Origin of the sequence: Actinoallomurus sp. NPDC052308, from assembly GCF_040679195.1 — a bacterium.
Classification (GTDB): domain Bacteria; phylum Actinomycetota; class Actinomycetes; order Streptosporangiales; family Streptosporangiaceae; genus Actinoallomurus; species Actinoallomurus liliacearum.
Genome location: NZ_JBFAUM010000001.1, coordinates 58,540 through 74,516 on the forward strand (window position 1 = coordinate 58,540; position 15,977 = coordinate 74,516).

A 15,977-nucleotide genomic window follows, 5' to 3' on the forward strand; every position below is an offset into this window, starting at 1 on the left:
GACGTGACCGGCCGCAGAACGTGGACGCCGTACGAGGAGCCCGATGCCTCGGTGACCCGCGACGACGTGCTCTCCGCCTCGCCGTTCGACGGCGACCTGGAGAGCGAACTCGCCAAGGCCCCCAAGGCCCGCAGGAGACTCGGCCTGACCGCCTACCTGGGCGCCGGCGCGCTGCTGGCCGCCGGGTTCGGGGCGGGCGCCCAGGTCGACCGGCACTTCGGAGACCACACGAGCACCACGGCCCAGGGCTCGCGCGCGGCGACGGGCGGCACGATGCCGGGCGGCGGCCGCGGAACCTTCGGCGGCGGGATGCCCGGCGGAGCCGCGCCCGCCAACGGCGCGAGCCCGGGGACGACCGGCACGGTCCAGAAGGTCACCGGCAAGACCATCTACGTCAAGACCCAGAACGGCGTCGTGCAGGTCAAGGTGACGGACAAGACCAAGGTCCGCGTGCTGCGGAGCGGCTCGGCCTCCGCCCTGAAGACCGGCACCACCGTCACCGTCCAGGGCTCCCAGGCCGCGGACGGCACCCTCACCGCGACGTCCGTCCAGGGCACCTCGTCCGGCGGCTGACGGCTTCGCGGAATCCCTCTCTCGAAGGAGAAGAACCATGCGTACCAGGCAACTGACCGTCCGGCTGCTCGGCGGCACGGCCGTCGCCGGGACCCTGCTCCTCAGCGCCGCCTGCGGGGGCGGCGGCGACAAGACCTCGGGGCAGAGCGGCGGGCAGCAGGCCGGCCAGGGCGGCCCGAACTCCAGTGCCATGACCGCCTACCGGCAGTGCATGGAGAAACAGGGCGTGACGATGCCCAGCCGGGGCCCCGGCGGCGGGCCGGGCGGGGGCGCCCCCAGCGGCAGACCGTCCGGCAACCCGTCCGGCAGGCCCACCGCCCGCCCGTCGGGCCGCCCGAGCGGCATGCCGACGATGTCCGCCGCCCAGCAGAAGGCCCTCAAGGCCTGCGCCTCCCTCCGCCCCAGCGCCGCCCCCGGCGGCCCCGGCGGCGCCCCGGGCGGCCAGAACGGCGCAGCCCCGGCCCGCTGACCGACCGACGACCACCCGGGCGACCGACCGGGTAACGACCGGCCGGGCGGCCACCATGGGCACGGCCGCCCGGCCTTACTTTCTTCCGCCCGGCGACGACCGCAAGCAGGGGCTGGGCTCGGACGGCTCGGCCCCGCGCTGCCCCCGGCCGCCCGGGTGCCCAGAACGGCGAGCGGGACCGAGGTGTTGACCCGTTACGTCGAGGCGCTCGGCGGAAAGCTGAAGATCGTCGCCAACTTCGGTGACGAGTGGCTCGTCGTCGCTTAGCCGGCGGTTACTTGTCGATGTCGCCGACGACGAAGAACATCGAGCCCAGGATGGCGATCATGTCGGCGACGAGGTGGCCGGGGAGCATCTCGCGGAGCACCTGGATGTTGTTGAAGGACGCCGACCGGAGCTTCAACCGCCACGGGGTCTTCTCGCCGTGAGAGACGAGATAGTAGCCGTTGATGCCGAGAGGGTTCTCCGTCCAGGCGTACGTGTGACCCTCCGGCACCTTCAGGACCTTCGGCAGCCGTACGTTGATCGGACCGGGCGGCAGCTCCTTGAGCCGGGCCACGCAGGCGTCGGCCAGGTCGAGTGAGGCGTGCACCTGGTCGAGGAGGCACTCGAACCGCGCCAGGCAGTCGCCCTCGGTCCGGGTCACCACGCGGAGCACGTCCTGCAGCTCGCCGTAGGCGAGGTACGGCTCGTCGCGCCGCAGGTCGAAGTCGACGCCGGAGGCGCGGGCGATCGGCCCCGACACGCCGTACTGCTCGATCTGCTCGCGGGTCAGCACGCCGACCCCGCGGGTGCGGGCCCGGAAGATCTCGTTGCCCCGGATGAGCCTGTCGATGTCGCCGACACCGTGGCGCACGGCGGCGACGGCGTCGGTGACGCGCCCGAGCCAGCCGGCGGGCAGTTCCTCCTTCAGGCCGCCGACCCGGTTGAACATGTAGTGCAACCGGCCCCCGGAGATCTCCTCCATGACGCGCTGCACCTGCTCGCGCTCCCGGAAGGAGTAGAAGATCGGGGTGATCGCGCCGACCTCCAAGGGGTACGAGCCGAGGAACATCAGGTGGTTGAGCACGCGGTTCAGCTCGGCCAGGAGGGTGCGCGCCCACACCGCGCGGACCGGCACCTCCATGCCCAGCATCCGCTCGACGGCCAGGACGACGCCCAGCTCGCTGGCGAACGCCGACAGCCAGTCGTGCCGGTTGGCCAGGACGATGATCTGCCGGTAGTCGCGGACCTCGAAGAGCTTCTCCGCGCCCCGGTGCATGTACCCGATGATCGGCTCGGCGGCGGTGATCCGTTCGCCGTCCAGGGTGATCCGCAGGCGCAGCACGCCGTGCGTCGAGGGATGCTGCGGCCCGATGTTGAGCGTCATGTCCTCGGTGGCGAGGTCCTTGGTCCCCGCGCCCACGCCCACGATCCGCTCGGTGCTCACTGCCGCGCTCGCCTTCTCCACTCGCTCCGATCATCCATCCTGCCATGCGAGGTCTCGCGGAAGGCGGCCCGGTTGGGGTTGACTTACCTCTGACATGAATGCTGGCGATCAGTATCCGAATCCGCGCGCGGCGCAGGACATGCCGCCGGGCAGTCCGAACATCCTGCCGCCCGGCGCGGCGCCCGGCCCGCGGCAGGGCCCGCCGCCGCCTCCGCCGCCCGCCCCGAGCGGGCCGTCGATGCCCTCGGCCGTGCCCATCGGCGCGCGGGCGGAGCAGGCGTTCGACCCGCCGAGCGGCATGACGTGGGTACGGGTCTCGCCCAAGCTGACCTGGCACCGGCGCATCGCCGTGCTGCTGTGGGCGCTGCCGGTCACGATCGTCGGAGCGTTCGTGCTGTCCCGGACGCGCGGCCTCGCCGGCGGCCTGATCTGGCTCGCTCTGGTCCTGGCCGCCTGCGCGGTGAGCTGGGTCGTCGCCGAGCTGAGCTACCGGTCCTGGGGATTCGCCGAGCGCGCCGACGACCTGCTGGTGACGCACGGGTTCTTCGTCCGGCACCTCGTCGTCGTGCCGTACGGGCGCATGCAGTACGTCGACGTCACCGCCGGGCTGCTCGAACAGTGGCTGGGGGTGGCGACCGTACGGCTGCACACCGCGGCGGCGGCCACCGACGCGCGCATCCCCGGGCTGCCCGCCCGCGACGCCGCGATCCTGCGGGACCGGCTCGCGCAGAAGGGCGAATCGAGGTCGATCGGGCTTTGAACGGTCCCTACGGGCCGGGGCGGCCGCCGTACGGGCCCCCGCCGCGCCCGCACTTCACTCCGCCGATGTACGCGCCAGGGTACGGGCCGCCGCCGTACGGCCCGCCGCCCAAGCCGCCCGTGCACTTCTCCCACGGTGTGCACCGGCTGCACATGGCCACGCCGGTGATCAACGCGGTCGGGGTCGTCGTCATCGCGTTCGTGCTCGGCGGCTACTCGCTGCTGCTCACCCAGACCGCGGACGGCGTCGCCGTGGTCCTCACCCCGGCGGTCATCGCCCGCTTCCTCCTCGTCATGCTGCCGGTGAGCGTCGTGGCCGCGGCCATCGGGTTCTGGATCTGGTGGTCGCTGAAGTTCTGGATCGCCGGGGACGACCTGGTCGTCGAGACCGGCATCCTGCGCCGCCGCAACCGCCGGATCCCACTGGCGCATATGCAGGCCGTGGACGTCGTACGGCCGCTGGTGTCCCGCGTGTTCGGGCTCGCCGAGGTGCGGGTGGAGCTGGCCGGCGGCGACCAGGCCGAGACGAAGTTCCGCTATCTCGGGCGGCCGCTGGCCGAGCAGTTGCGGGCCGAGCTGCTGGCCCGGGCCGCCGGGCTGCCGGGCCACACGCCCGAGGCGCCCGAACGTCCCTACTGGCGGGTGGGCTTCGGGGCGCTGCTGGGCTCGCAGCTGATGAAGCTGCCGGTCATCGGGGCGCTGATGCTGTTCGTGGCGCTGCTGGCGTTCGGGGTCGCCTTCGGGGAGCTCGGCGTGCTGGCGGCCGCCCTGCCGGTGCTGCTGGGCCTCGCCCGGGGCGTGATCGCGCCGCTGGTCATGCACACCAACTTCACGGCGGCCCTGTCGCCGGACGGCCTGCGACTGCGGTACGGCCTGATGGAGACCCGGATGCAGACGGTGCCGCCGGGCCGCGTGCAGGCCGTCCGGGTCGTCGAGCCGCTGCTGTGGCGCGGGACCGGCTGGGCCCGCATCGACGTCACGGTCGCCGGCTACGTCGGGGAGCGGCAGGCGCTGTCGTCGGTGCTGCTGCCGGTCGCGCCCCGGCACGTCGCCCTGCAGATGGTCGGCCTGGTCTTCCCGGGCACGAACGCCGAGGCGGTTCCGCTGCTGCCGACGCCCCGGTCCTGGCTCGCGCCGTTCCGCAAGGGGGAGGCCGGCACCGACGACTCGCTGTTCGTCACCCGCCGGGGCCGGGTGTGCCGGCGCCTCGACGTGATCGCCCACGCGCGGGCGCAGAGCGTCCGCCTCACCGCCGGCCCGCTGCAGCGTTTGCTGGGGCTGGGTACCGTTCACATCGACGCGCCACCTGGACCGGTCCAGGTCGCCGCGGAGGATCGCGAGCTCGGGGAGGCCCGCGCGATCGTCGAGTCGGCGGCCGGGCGGGCGCACCGGGCGCGCGCGACCGACATCCGCACCGAACGTTGGGCCCGATGAACGATTACGCCCCCGGGTCGCCGGCCTTCGTCGCCGACCCCTACCCCGCGCTCGCCCGCCTGCGCCGCGAGTCCCCGGTCTTCTTCCACGAGCCGACGAACCAGTGGGTCATCTCCCGGTACGCCGACGTCAACGCGCTGCTGCGGGACCGGCGGCTCGGCCGGACGTACCACCACGTCGCCACCGACGAGGAGTTCGGCCGCGAGCCGCAGCCGGAGTTCCTGAAGCCGTTCTGGGACCTGAACGACGCGGGCATGCTCGACATGGAGCCGCCGGACCACACCCGCCTGCGGCGGCTGGTGTCGAAGGCGTTCACGCCGCGGATGGTCGAGGACCTGCGGCCCCGGATCAGGGCGCTGGCCGAGGGACTCGTCGGGGGCCTGGTCGAGCGGGGCGGCGGGGACGTGATCGCCGAGGTCGCCGAGCCGCTGCCGGTCACCGTGATCGCCGAGATGCTCGGCGTCCCCGAGGCCGATCGGCACCTGCTGCGGCCCTGGTCGGCGGACATGTGCGGGATGTACCAGCTCAACCCGTCCAAGGAGATCCAGGACGCGGCGGTGCGCTCCTCGATCGAGTTCTCCGGCTACCTGCGCGACCTGTCCCGCGCCCGCCGTACGGACCCGCGCGACGACCTCATCAGCGCGCTGTGCCAGGTCGAGGGGCTCACCGAGGGCGAGCTGATCGGCACCTGCGCCCTCCTGCTCAACGCCGGGCACGAGGCGACCGTGAACGCCACCGGCAACTCCTGGTGGGCGCTGTTCCGCAACCCCGGAGAGCTGGAGCGGCTGCGCGCCGACCACGAGCTGATCCCCACGGCGGTGGAGGAGCTGCTGCGCTACGACACGCCGCTGCCGCTGTTCGAGCGCTGGGTGCTGGAGGACATCGAGGTCGACGGCGTGCCGATCCCGCGCGGCGCCGAGGTCGCCCTGCAGTTCGCCTCGGCCTGCCGGGACCCCGAGGTCTTCGCGGACCCGGACGTGCTCGACCTGTCCCGTACGCCCAATCCGCACCTGGCGTTCAGCGCCGGGATCCACTTCTGCCTGGGCGCGCCGCTGGCGCGGGTGGAGCTGGCCGAGTCGTTCCGCGCGTTCCTGCGGCTCGCGCCCGGGCTGACCGTCAAGGCGGACCCGGAGTGGAAGCCGGGCTACGTCCTGCGCGGCCTGCGGTCGCTTCAGGTGGCGGTCTGACCCTTGCCCAGGACGGCGGGCACGTCGACCCCGACGGTCTGCACCAGCCAGCCGAAGCTGCCCAGCCCGGATGGGTCGATCAGCTCGGCGTCCTCGCCGGCGGCGCGCAGCGCCTGGAGGTAGCCGCGCGGGTCCGAGCGGGCCAGGTCGAGCGCCGGCCGCTCGCCGCGTAGCCCGAGCGCCCGCAGCGCGGCACGCTGAGTGGTCAGCAGGGTGGCGGTCGCCCCGGCGCGCCCGCCGGCCTCGGCACAGGCGTCCAGGGCGACGTGCGCGGTGATGTCGCAGGAACCGTCGGGCACCGGGGAGACGCAGCGGCCGTCGCGGTAGCCGGTCAGCGTGCCGTACGGCGGGCGGTGATCCCGCTCGTGCGCGTAGTCGACGGCCAGCGCCAGACCGCCGCGCAGCCGTTCGAGGACCGACGCCCAGGCCGCGCAGCGGTGCCGGCCGATCTCGGCGCGGTCGCCGGGCTCGCGCAGCGGCCACCAGCGTTCGAGCCATTCGGTGTCCTCCGGGGCGGGCGCGGGGCCCGGGATCTCCGCCCCGGTGCGCGGGTCGACGACGACCAGGCGAGGCCCCTCGTCGGTCAGCTCGACGACGTCGATCGGCACGTTGTCCAGCCACTCGTTGGCGATGACCAGCCCGGTGATCTCGTCGGGCGGCGCGGCACGCCATTCGATCGACCCGCTCAGCCCCTCGGGCCGCGGGGCGACCTCGACGGCGATCGGCCGCAGCCGCCCGGCCAGGCTCGTCACGGGCAGGATCTCGGCCAGCAGCTCCCCGCAGCCGGCGCCCACGTCGACGAGGTCGAACCGGGCGGGGTGGCCCAGGGCCGTGTCGACCTCGACGATCAGCCGCGCCAGGGCCAGGGCGAACCGGTGTGAGGCGTGCACCGAGGTACGAAAGTGCGCGGCGGGCCGCTCGCCCCGCGTGTAGAAGCCCTCGGGCCCGTACAGCGCCTGCTGCATCGCCGCCCGCCACCCGACCTGACCCACCTCTTGACCGTACCGCGTGCGCCTCGCGGTGGACGCGGGTCCGACTCAGGGCGGACGCGCGCCGGGGCGGCCGAACGTACGCTGAAGCGGTGTTCGCCCGTGTCTTCGCCTGGCTTCGGCGTCATCCCCGGCTCGTCGACTCCGTGTGGACGCTGCCGATCCTCGGCATCTCGCTGACCGTCATCCACACGTACACGAACCCGCCGTTCGACGATCGGCAGGCCATCCCGACGTACGCGTACCTGGCCATCGTCGCCGGGATGTGCGTCCCGATGATCTGGCGTCGCCGGTGGCCGCGCGCGGTCTTCGCGGTCGTGTCGATCGTCGCGTTCGTGCACTGGGCCTTCAACGTCCAGGCCGGGCCGGCCGACGTCAACGTGTTCATCATGCTGTACACGGTGGCGGCCCAGTGTGCGTTCCGCTGGTCGCTCGCGGCGGTCGCGGTGGCCGAGTTCGGCGCGGCGCTCGCCGTGTGGCGCTGGTGGGTGGAGCCGAACGCCCCCAACAAGTGGAGCGCCCTGCTCCCGTTCACCGTCTTCACCGGCGCGATGTGGATCTGGGGGCTCTACATGAGCACCCGGCGGAAGTACACCGCCGAGCTGGAGGAGCGCGCGAAGCGTCTGGAACGCGAACGCGACGCCCACATGCAGGTCGCGGCGGCGGGCGAGCGGGCGCGGATCGCCCGGGAGATGCACGACGTCATCGCGCACAGCGTGAGCGTGATGGTGGTCCAGGCCGACGGCGCGTCGTACATGGTGGACATCGATCCGGCCCGGGCCAAGCGGGCGATGGAGACGATCGGCACGACCGGGCGGCAGGCGCTCACCGAGATGCGGCGCATGCTCGGCGTGCTCCGCGAGGGCGGCGACGCCGGCCCGTACGCGCCGCAGCCCGGCGTCGAGCAGCTCGCCGAGCTCGTCGACCAGATCCGCTCGGCGGGGCTGCCGGTCGGCCTCACGGTCGAAGGGGTGCCGTCGGAGCTGCCCACCGCGCTGCAGCTCACGGTGTACCGCATCGTCCAGGAGGCGCTGACGAACACCCGCAAGCACGCCGGACCCGCGGCCACGGCGGAGGTGAACCTCCACTACGGTGATGACGCGGTGGAGATCCGCATCCGCGACGACGGCCGGGGCGCGGCCGCCGTCGGCGACGGACAGGGCCACGGGCTGGTCGGCATGAGCGAGCGCGCCGCCCTGTACGGCGGATCGGTGCGCAGCGGGCCACGGCCCGGCGGCGGATGGGAGGTCTTCGCCCGCCTTCCGGCGACCGAGTCCCGACGAACAGAGACGAGTGCGGCATGACGGACGAGGAACGACCGATCCGGGTCCTGCTCGTCGACGACCAGGAGCTCGTACGCGCGGGCTTCCGCATGGTGCTCGACGCGCAGCCGGGCCTGGAGGTCGCCGGTGAGGCCGGCGACGGCGAGCAGGCCCTGCGCGTGGTCCGGCAGACCCCGGCCGACGTGGTCCTCATGGACGTGCGAATGCCGCGCATGGACGGCATCGAGGCCACCCGGCGGATCTGTGCGCTGCCGGACGCTCCGAAGGTCATCATCCTGACGACCTTCGACCTGGACGAGTACGCCTTCGCGGCGCTGAAGGCCGGGGCGGCCGGGTTTCTGCTGAAGGACGCCGGGCCGACGCAGTTGATCGAGGCCATCCACGCGGTCTGCTCCGGCGACGCGGTCGTCGCGCCCAGCACCACGCGGCGCCTGATCGACAAGTTCGTGCCGCACCTGCCGGCCGAGGAGCCGGTGCCGGACGGCAGGCTGGACACCCTGACGGCCCGCGAGCGCGAGGTCCTGCACCTCGTGGCCAAGGGCCTGTCCAACGGGGAGATCGCGAGCCGCCTGTACGTCTCCGAGGCGACCGTCAAGACCCACGTCGGCCGCGTCCTCATGAAACTGGGGCTCCGCGACCGCGTCCAGGCCGTGGTCTTCGCCTACGAGACCGGCCTCGTCCGCAGCGGCGCCGACTGACGGCCGAGGCCGGCGTCACAGTGGCTGATCGATCCGGTGGGACGTGGTGGCGAGCACCGAGTCCCGGCGGACGGCGTCCCGGCCGTCGCGTCTCGGTCATGCGGTGACTTCGCCGCCCGTGAGCAGGGGTGACCGCGCTCCCGTCACCGCTCCGCTGCTCGGGCCGGGCGCCAGGCGAGCGCTTCGAGCTCTTCGATGTAGGGGTCTCGGGCGAGGGTGATCCATCGCCGGGTGAGGCCGCCGGCGATCACGCCCAGGAACAAGGTGAGGGCGATCGGGCCCTTGAAGGACCGTTTGCCCAGCGTCGCGGGATCGTGGGGATCGTAACGGATATCCGGGTCTCCTCCCGGCACCTCTCCGGAGTACGTCCTGCCGGCCACGACCCAGGTTCCGGTGCAGGTTGAGTGGATCACCCGGCCGGTGCGGGAGTCGTGGCTGACCCCGCAACTTCGCACCTGAGCGGTGCCCCGGGCGGTCGCCCGGATGTCCGCGGTGGCGGACTGGATGACCAGGCCGAAGAACGCCAGGGCGAGCAGGGCCGCCACGTACGCCAGCGACCCGGTGCCGCTCAGGCGCGGGTTCTCCGCGAGTTCGTGGGGGCGGGCCAGCTCCGGTCGCCATTCCGCCAGCGTGTCGCCGGCCCAGCCGTTACGGATGCCGACGAGCACGAGCAGCGCGACACCGCCGGCCGTCATGATCCCCGCCGCCTTCACGAGATCGGAGAACCGGTGGTCCCAGCCGGCGAACAGGGGGAACACCAGCGCCATGCCCACCAGGTAGCCGGTCAGGAGGCGCTTGCCGTGGTCGGTGTAGGTGACCCATCGGGCGGCGGCGTGCTGGTCGACGATGGCCAGGCCGCGCCCGCGTTCGGCGAGCAGGCCGCCGTGCTGCTGGGCGGGGAGGGGTTCGGTGCCGGGGTCGCTGACGGCCAGGTGCGCGTAGCGGGCGGTGAGGGTCAGTTCGACGCCGATCGGTCTGATGTCGTCGGGCCAGGTGGGGTGCATGTCCTCGGCGGCGCGTATGGCGTTGGTCGTCAGCTCGGACGCCAGCAGCGCGATCTCGTACGGGTCGTAGGGGTGCCCGGCCACGGCGTCGGCGACGAAGCGCCGGGCGTCACGTACGGCGTCGCGCCGGACATGGAGCGAAAGCGACGCGGGCGCCGGTGCGGGGGGATATGGAAAGCGGTCGGCGATGACCGCTGGATCGGGTGTCACGGGAGATCAACTCCCTGTAGTCATGCCGGGTCAGGTGCGCCCGACTGGGTAGATGCGCCTGTTTAGCTTGCAGTCAACGAACGCATTCTTCAAGTGAATGCTTCAAACGAAAGCGCTTTACACTCTTATGTCTGCTTCTCTGTCGACGACCGCACGCTGCCCTACGATCGACGCCATGCCACGGAGCACGCCCACCCTCCGACGACGCCGTCTGTCCGCTGAACTGAAGCGACTACGACAGGAAGCCTGCGTCGAGGTCGAGACGGCTGCCGAGGCGCTGGGCTGCTCGACCGACAAAATCCACTGGATCGAACGCGCAGGCTGGACGAAGCCGCGCTGGCGTGACGTCCGCGACCTGCTCGACACTTACGGCGTCGCCGGCGATGACCCGATCCGGGACGAGCTGATCACGCTCGCGAAAGAAGGCGGGCAGAAGGACTGGTGGACGCCGTATAGCCGGATGCTGTCGAAGAAGTACACCGCCTACATCGGACTGGAGGCGGAGGCGTCGGAAATCCTCACGTTTCAACCACTGATCATGCCTGGCCTGCTACAGACCGACGACTACGCCCGCGAGCTGATCAGCTCGGGCGCGGCCGAGTTGTCCGCTGAGGAGGTTGAGAAGCGGGTCACGGTCCGCGCGGAGCGCCGGAAGATTCTCTACGGTGAGGACCCGACGCGCCTATGGGCGGTGGTGTATGAGGCGGCGCTCCGTTGCCCGGTCGGCGGCCCAGAGGTGATGCGGGCGCAGTTGGAACGGCTGATCGAGCTGGCGCAAATGCCGGGAATCACCGTTCAGGTGCTGCCGTTCGAGGCTGGCCCGCATCCAGGCTTGTTCGGCCCCTTCACCCTGCTGTCCTTTCCCGAAGGCGACCCGGACGCCGCCTATATCGAGACGATCGGCGGAGAACTGCTCCTAGAAGAGCCCGCAGAGGTGGACCCCTACCGCCAGGTCTTCCGACGTCTGAACGTAAAGGCGTTGCCCCCGGAGGCTACGATCACCCTGCTGTCCGAAGAGGCAGCACGTACCTGACCGGCAGGACCCGAGAGATGTGTGCCCCATGAGCAATCGTGATTCCACGCGCCTGGAATGGCGCAAGTCCTCCCGCTCTGGCCAGCAGGGCGAGTGTGTCGAAGTCGCCGTCGTCAACAGCTGAGCAGCGAGACAGCCCCCGCGCCATCGGCCGGGGGCTCTCTGACACTTGAAGTCCGCTATCGGTCGGCCACCTCGCCATCTCTCCGCATCTTGCTCCGCGGTGGCTTCGCCGTCGTGGTGGTCGCGTTGCCGCCGTTGTGGTCGGCTGTATGACCGGTTCGCCGGTCTTGGTGGGTCAATGCCGACGTCAATGAGGCCGATCGATTCAGCTGGACGGCTCCAGGTTGGGAAGGGCCGGGCGTAACGCTCGGATTAGGTTCGCGCTCTGGGCTACTTGTCCCGGTAAGGGAATTTGAGCCGGTGGCTTCGTCGTCGGCCCTGATGCCGAGGCGGAACGTCGAGCCGGCGGGTGCGCGATCTGCCTGGTCGAACGCCCCGGACACCCACATGGCGACGAGCCGCGGCTCGTGCGGCCGCCGGGCAGCCGTACGTCGTAGGAGCCCATGCCGAGGGGGAAGGTCTCGCCCGGCAGGACGGCGATCGTGTCCCGGGCGCCCGTCAGTGACTTCCCGGCGGAGTGGTAGCGCGAGTTCAGCGCGGCGAGGTCCTGGTCGTGGAGCCGGTAGACCGGCGGGTCGGGAATGCGGCCCTTCGTGAGCAGCGCCAGGTGGTAGGCGCGCGCCGTGGACGACGCGCTGAGCGGTTCGGCGAGGGTGGTCTCGTAGAAGCGCATCGGTGATCTCCTGTTCGGCGATTCACCTATCTCCGTGGGCCGGCCGGATCGCTTTCGGCGCTCCGGGTCACCCGGACCCGTACGACCGAAGTCTGATGAGGCGCGTCCGTGTCACCGCAGAGGCTGACAGAACGCTGTCCGCAGGGCCGATGGCGGCTGAGCGGGCGAAATCTACCGTCGATCTCGACGTTCAGTAGCGATCGAGGAGTAGTCGTGACAAGCACCGCCGTAGGCGCGCCGCCCGCCGTCCTGGCCGAGAACGTGGTCAAGGACTACGGCTCGGGCGAGGCCGCCGTCCGGGCCCTGCACGGGGTGAGCGTGGGGTTCGCCCGCGGCGCCTTCACCGCCATCATGGGGCCGTCGGGTTCCGGCAAGTCCACGCTCATGCACTGCCTGGCGGGCCTGGACACGGTGAACGAGGGCGCGATCCGCATCGGCGACGTGGAGATCACCCGCCTGTCGGACAAGCAGCTCACCCACCTGCGCCGGGATCGGGTCGGCTTCATCTTCCAGGCGTTCAACCTGTTGCCGACGCTCACCGCCGAGCAGAACATCCTCCTGCCGCTGGAGCTGTCGGGCCGCAAGCTGGACCGCCGCTGGTTCGACCAGGTCGTCGACACGGTGGGGCTGCGGCCGCGCCTGTCGCACCGGCCGAGCGAGCTGTCCGGCGGCCAGCAGCAGCGGGTCGCCTGCGCCCGCGCGCTCGTCAGCCGGCCGGAGGTCATCTTCGCGGACGAGCCGACGGGCAACCTCGATTCCAGGTCCGGCGCCGAGGTCCTGTCGTTCCTGCGCGCCTCGGTGCGGGAGATGGGCCAGACGATCGTCATGGTCACGCACGACCCGGTGGCGGCCTCGTACGCCGACCGGGTGGTGTTCCTGCGCGACGGGCGGATCATGACCGAGCTGTACGGCCCGACCCCGGACGGCGTCCTGGACGCGCTGAAGAGCCTGGAGTCCTGACGATGCTGAAGACGACACTGGCCGGGCTCCGCGCCCACCTGCTGCGCCTCATGCTCACCGCCCTGGCCATCACGCTCGGCGTGGGCTTCGTCGCCGGCACGTTCGTGCTGACCGCCACGATGAAGGCCGGGTTCGACCGGCAGTTCACCGCCTCCGCCGAGAAGGTCTCGGTCGCCGTCCTCACCCATGACGACGCGAAGATCCCGGAGTCGACGCTGCGCGCGGTCCGCGCCGTGCAAGGGGTCCAGGAGGCCCAGGGCCTGATCCGCGGTGACGCCGCGCTGCTCGGCAAGGACGGCCGGGCGTACGGCCAGATGCCCACGGTGGGAATGTCGATCACCACCGGGCCGCTGGCCCGCTACACGATCAGCAAGGGCCGTGCCCCGGGCGGACCGGGCGAGGCCGTCCTGGAGAAGGGGGTCGCCGGGCACACGGGGTACCGGGTCGGCGACGCGATCCGGGTGCTCGACAAGAAGGGCGTCGCGCGCTCCTTCACCGTCACCGGGCTGGTCGACGTGGGCGTCGACCAGGAGATCGGCTTCCGCGGCGCCGTCGGGTTCACCCCGCAGGTCGCCGCGCAGCTCACCGGCGAGCGCGGCTACGTCGAGATCGACGTCAAGGGCGCCGCCGGCGTCTCGAACGACCGGCTGCGCACCGACGTCGCCGCGGCGGTCGGATCGTCGTACACGACCGTGACCAGCCACGGCCTCGCCAAGCGGCTCGCCGCCTCGTCGGGCCTGAACGTCGACACCATGGCCATGTTCTTCCTGGCGTTCGCGTTCGTGGCGCTGTTCGTGGCCGCGCTCGTCATCTACAACACGTTCAACATCCTGATCACCCAGCGGACGCGGGAGATGGCGCTGCTGCGCTGCGTCGGGGCGACCCGCGGCCAGGTCTTCCGAGGAGTCCTTGTCGAGTCGGCGGTGGTCGGCCTGCTGGCCTCGGTGCTCGGCGCCATCGTCGGGATCGGGCTCGGGTACGGCGCCGCCCTCGTCTTCGCCTCCGGAACCGGCATGCCGGGCGGCTCGCTGGTCGTCTCGGCCACGCCGTTCCTCGTCGGCGTCCCCACGGGCCTGGCCGTGACCGTGCTGTCGGCGCTGATGCCGGCCCGCGCGGCGACGCGGGTGCCGCCGGTCGCGGCGCTGCGGACGCAGTCGGAGGGGCGGGCGCGGGGCCGCGCCGGGATCGTCCGGATCATCATCGGGGCGCTCCTCGGCGCGGCCGGGGCGGGCGTGGGCGTCCTCGCGCTGACCGCCAAGCCCGGAGAGGGGCCGTTCCTCATGGTGGTGGCGGCGGGCGCGCTCGTCTTCCTCGGCGTGGTCGCGCTCAGCCCGCTGATCGTCCGGGCGCTGAGCGGGGTCGTCGGAGGACTGCCGGCACGGATCTTCGGCGTGCCCGGCCGGCTGGCCCTGGCCAACTCGCGGCGCAATCCCAAGCGCGCCGCGGTCACCACGGTCGCGCTGACGGTGGGCGTCACGCTCATGACGATGTTCTCGGTGGCGCTGGCATCCGTACGGTCCACGGCGGACGGGAACCTCCGCGACCACTACCCGGTCGACTACCAGCTGAGCGCCCAGTCCGGCCAGGACGACCGGCCGATCCCGGGCGCGGCGGTGGCGCGTCTGCGCGGCAAGCCGGAGTTCTCGGCCGTCATCGAGGTACGGACGGCGTCCGCCACGGTCGACGGGCGGAAGGACGACGTCGGGTCCGTCACCCAGCGGTACCTCGGCCGGGACATCAAGCCGAAGCTCGCGGCGGGCTCCCTCACCGACCTGCGGCCGGGCGCGGTCGTGTTGCGCCAGGACGCGCCCGGCGGGTCCGACGCACGGGTCGGCGGGACGGTGTCCCTGCGGACCGCCCGCGGCACCACGACCCTGCGGGTGGCCGCGATCATCTCGGGGGAGTCGATCCTCCCGGAGGTCCTGCTCGACGAGTCGGACTTCACGCGGTCGTTCGGGGCCAAGGACCCGCATGAGGTCTACCTGATCGCCAAGAAGGGTGTCTCGACGGACGCCTCCCGGGCGGCCGTCAACGACGCGCTGAAGGACTATCCGGCGGTCCGGGTGAGCTCCGCGGCCGACATCAAGGACCAGTTGTCGAAGGCCCTCGACCAGGTCTTCCTGCTGGTCGCCGCGCTACTCGCCCTGGCGATCGTCATCTCGCTGATCGGCATCGCGAACACGCTCACCCTGTCGGTGGTGGAGCGGACCAGGGAGTCGGCGCTGTTGCGGGCGCTCGGCCTGACCCGGCGCGGGCTGCGTCGGATGCTCTCCCTGGAGGCTCTGATCATCTCGCTGATCGGCGCGTTCGTCGGCGTGGTGATGGGGACGGCGCTCGGCTGGGCCGCGATCTCCGCCGCCGTCGACGGCGCGGTGCTCGGACTGCCGATCGGCCGGATCGTCCTGTTCATCCTTCTGGCGGCCGTCGCCGGTGTGGCCGCGGCGATCATGCCCGGCAGGCGGGCCGCGCGGACCTCGATCGTCGAGTCACTGGCGGCCGAGTAGGCGGGGGCGTTATCGACAGACGGCGACAAAGCAGTCACCTAATGTAACAATGCGATTACGCCAAGGTAGATCCGCTTACCGTTACCTGGGAGTAGCTGGATAACTACCGTACGTACCGACCGCCCCTCGGGGCGGTTGCGAACCGAAGTACGGGAGGAAACTCAGGTGCTCAAGAAACTCACCGCGGCCGGGGTGGCGGCGGCCGCCGTCACCGGCGCGCTGCTGCTGGCCGCCCCGGCCAACGCGGGCGAGATCGGTACGAGCGGCGAGGGCGGCATCGTGTCCGGCAACCAGGTCGTGGCGCCGATCACGATCCCGGTCAACGTCTGCGGCAACAGCGTCGCCGTCATCGGCGGTGCGCTCGCCGGCTGCAAGGGCGGCGCCTCGGTCGGTGGCGGGCACGGTTACCGTCCGCCCTGCCACCACCACCGTCCGCCCTGCTACCACCGCCCGTGGTCCTCGTCCTGACCCGGTCGCACAGGTAACGACGTTCACCGGCCCGCCCGCAGTGCCACCGGGCGGGCCGGTGTGCTGTCCGGCCACCCGGAGTGGGCCGGTGGCGGAGCCGGGCAGGCGAGGGCGCTGCCCGGCCCGATGTCACGGTCGGGACGGCGGGCGGGGCGCTGGCCGGCCCGATATAGGCTGGGCC

General features: G+C 72.0%; 16 protein-coding genes. 12 read left to right on the forward strand and 4 right to left on the reverse strand.

The features are described 5' to 3' along the window. The first annotated feature begins 3 nt into the window (after positions 1 to 3). Both AB0L00_RS00310 and AB0L00_RS00315 read left to right on the forward strand, forming a co-directional pair. Complete coding sequence (locus AB0L00_RS00310; protein ID WP_364426337.1) at positions 4 to 573, forward strand: DUF5666 domain-containing protein; 570 nt, start codon at positions 4 to 6, stop codon at positions 571 to 573. A 37-nt stretch (positions 574 to 610) separates the two neighbouring features. Beyond that, the gene (locus AB0L00_RS00315) at positions 611 to 1,042 is read left to right on the forward strand and encodes a hypothetical protein (RefSeq protein ID WP_364426340.1); all 432 of its coding nucleotides are present in this window, start codon (positions 611 to 613) and stop codon (positions 1,040 to 1,042) included. Positions 1,043 to 1,316: 274 nt separating this feature from the next. On the opposite strand, the gene AB0L00_RS00320 is transcribed toward AB0L00_RS00315, so the two are convergent. Further along, entirely contained in the window at positions 1,317 to 2,411 is a 1,095-nt protein-coding gene (locus AB0L00_RS00320; RefSeq protein ID WP_289848666.1) for an NADH-quinone oxidoreductase subunit D, read from the reverse strand. Between the two features lie 154 nt (positions 2,412 to 2,565). On the opposite strand from AB0L00_RS00320, the gene AB0L00_RS00325 reads away from it, so the two are divergent. From AB0L00_RS00325 to AB0L00_RS00335, 3 genes are all read left to right on the forward strand, one after another. Further along, positions 2,566 to 3,231 carry a PH domain-containing protein gene (locus tag AB0L00_RS00325; protein ID WP_364426343.1) on the forward strand — a complete coding sequence of 222 codons (666 nt, stop codon included), beginning with the start codon at positions 2,566 to 2,568 and terminating at the stop codon, positions 3,229 to 3,231. Between the two features lie 65 nt (positions 3,232 to 3,296). After that, positions 3,297 to 4,664: a PH domain-containing protein gene (locus AB0L00_RS00330; RefSeq protein WP_364426346.1), complete on the forward strand. Its 1,368-nt coding sequence runs from the start codon at positions 3,297 to 3,299 to the stop codon at positions 4,662 to 4,664. Then, complete coding sequence (locus tag AB0L00_RS00335) at positions 4,661 to 5,851, forward strand: cytochrome P450 (RefSeq protein ID WP_364426348.1); 1,191 nt, start codon at positions 4,661 to 4,663, stop codon at positions 5,849 to 5,851. The genes AB0L00_RS00330 and AB0L00_RS00335 overlap by 4 nt, the downstream gene beginning before the upstream one ends. Here AB0L00_RS00335 and AB0L00_RS00340 read toward each other — a convergent pair. Beyond that, positions 5,836 to 6,843: an SAM-dependent methyltransferase gene (locus tag AB0L00_RS00340; protein ID WP_364426351.1), complete on the reverse strand. Its 1,008-nt coding sequence runs from the start codon at positions 6,841 to 6,843 to the stop codon at positions 5,836 to 5,838. The genes AB0L00_RS00335 and AB0L00_RS00340 overlap by 16 nt on opposite strands. Before the next feature lie 89 nt (positions 6,844 to 6,932). On the opposite strand from AB0L00_RS00340, the gene AB0L00_RS00345 reads away from it, so the two are divergent. Next, entirely contained in the window at positions 6,933 to 8,144 is a 1,212-nt protein-coding gene (locus AB0L00_RS00345) for a sensor histidine kinase (protein WP_364426354.1), read from the forward strand. Continuing rightward, positions 8,141 to 8,821: a response regulator transcription factor gene (locus AB0L00_RS00350; protein ID WP_364426357.1), complete on the forward strand. Its 681-nt coding sequence runs from the start codon at positions 8,141 to 8,143 to the stop codon at positions 8,819 to 8,821. Before AB0L00_RS00345 ends, AB0L00_RS00350 begins: the two co-directional genes overlap by 4 nt. Positions 8,822 to 8,964: 143 nt before the next feature. Here the strand turns inward: AB0L00_RS00350 and AB0L00_RS00355 are convergent, their stop codons facing one another. Then, the gene (locus AB0L00_RS00355) at positions 8,965 to 10,035 is read right to left on the reverse strand and encodes an ATP-binding protein (RefSeq protein ID WP_364426360.1); all 1,071 of its coding nucleotides are present in this window, start codon (positions 10,033 to 10,035) and stop codon (positions 8,965 to 8,967) included. A gap of 175 nt (positions 10,036 to 10,210) precedes the next feature. On the opposite strand from AB0L00_RS00355, the gene AB0L00_RS00360 reads away from it, so the two are divergent. Beyond that, entirely contained in the window at positions 10,211 to 11,068 is an 858-nt protein-coding gene (locus tag AB0L00_RS00360) for a helix-turn-helix transcriptional regulator (RefSeq protein ID WP_364426362.1), read from the forward strand. Positions 11,069 to 11,096: 28 nt separating this feature from the next. Next, on the forward strand, positions 11,097 to 11,192 hold the full coding sequence (locus AB0L00_RS00365; RefSeq protein ID WP_364426365.1) for a DUF397 domain-containing protein: 96 nt from the start codon (positions 11,097 to 11,099) through the stop codon (positions 11,190 to 11,192). A gap of 204 nt (positions 11,193 to 11,396) precedes the next feature. Here AB0L00_RS00365 and AB0L00_RS00370 read toward each other — a convergent pair whose 3' ends face one another. Then, complete coding sequence (locus AB0L00_RS00370) at positions 11,397 to 11,864, reverse strand: hypothetical protein (protein ID WP_364426368.1); 468 nt, start codon at positions 11,862 to 11,864, stop codon at positions 11,397 to 11,399. Positions 11,865 to 12,077: 213 nt separating this feature from the next. On the opposite strand from AB0L00_RS00370, the gene AB0L00_RS00375 reads away from it, so the two are divergent. The 3 genes from AB0L00_RS00375 to AB0L00_RS00385 all read left to right on the forward strand — a co-directional run bounded on the left by AB0L00_RS00375 (position 12,078) and on the right by AB0L00_RS00385 (position 15,796). Beyond that, complete coding sequence (locus AB0L00_RS00375; protein ID WP_345351898.1) at positions 12,078 to 12,824, forward strand: ABC transporter ATP-binding protein; 747 nt, start codon at positions 12,078 to 12,080, stop codon at positions 12,822 to 12,824. A 2-nt stretch (positions 12,825 to 12,826) separates the two neighbouring features. After that, a complete protein-coding gene (locus AB0L00_RS00380) occupies positions 12,827 to 15,328 on the forward strand; it encodes an FtsX-like permease family protein (protein WP_364426371.1) in 2,502 nt (833 codons plus the stop codon). Positions 15,329 to 15,493: 165 nt separating this feature from the next. Further along, complete coding sequence (locus tag AB0L00_RS00385) at positions 15,494 to 15,796, forward strand: chaplin (protein WP_364426374.1); 303 nt, start codon at positions 15,494 to 15,496, stop codon at positions 15,794 to 15,796. Positions 15,797 to 15,977 lie beyond the last annotated feature (181 nt).

Excerpts from the sequence above, each read along its gene's own strand:
- AB0L00_RS00315 (WP_364426340.1), top strand. The coding sequence starts at position 611 with ATGCGTACCAGGCAACTGACCGTCCGGCTGCTCGGCGGCACGGCCGTC.
- AB0L00_RS00320 (WP_289848666.1), bottom strand. The coding sequence starts at position 2,411 with ATGACGCTCAACATCGGGCCGCAGCATCCCTCGACGCACGGCGTGCTG.
- AB0L00_RS00325 (WP_364426343.1), top strand. The coding sequence starts at position 2,566 with ATGAATGCTGGCGATCAGTATCCGAATCCGCGCGCGGCGCAGGACATG.
- AB0L00_RS00330 (WP_364426346.1), top strand. The coding sequence starts at position 3,297 with ATGTACGCGCCAGGGTACGGGCCGCCGCCGTACGGCCCGCCGCCCAAG.
- AB0L00_RS00335 (WP_364426348.1), top strand. The coding sequence starts at position 4,661 with ATGAACGATTACGCCCCCGGGTCGCCGGCCTTCGTCGCCGACCCCTAC.
- AB0L00_RS00350 (WP_364426357.1), top strand. The coding sequence starts at position 8,141 with ATGACGGACGAGGAACGACCGATCCGGGTCCTGCTCGTCGACGACCAG.
- AB0L00_RS00360 (WP_364426362.1), top strand. The coding sequence starts at position 10,211 with ATGCCACGGAGCACGCCCACCCTCCGACGACGCCGTCTGTCCGCTGAA.
- AB0L00_RS00365 (WP_364426365.1), top strand. The coding sequence starts at position 11,097 with ATGAGCAATCGTGATTCCACGCGCCTGGAATGGCGCAAGTCCTCCCGC.
- AB0L00_RS00370 (WP_364426368.1), bottom strand. The coding sequence starts at position 11,864 with ATGCGCTTCTACGAGACCACCCTCGCCGAACCGCTCAGCGCGTCGTCC.
- AB0L00_RS00380 (WP_364426371.1), top strand. The coding sequence starts at position 12,827 with ATGCTGAAGACGACACTGGCCGGGCTCCGCGCCCACCTGCTGCGCCTC.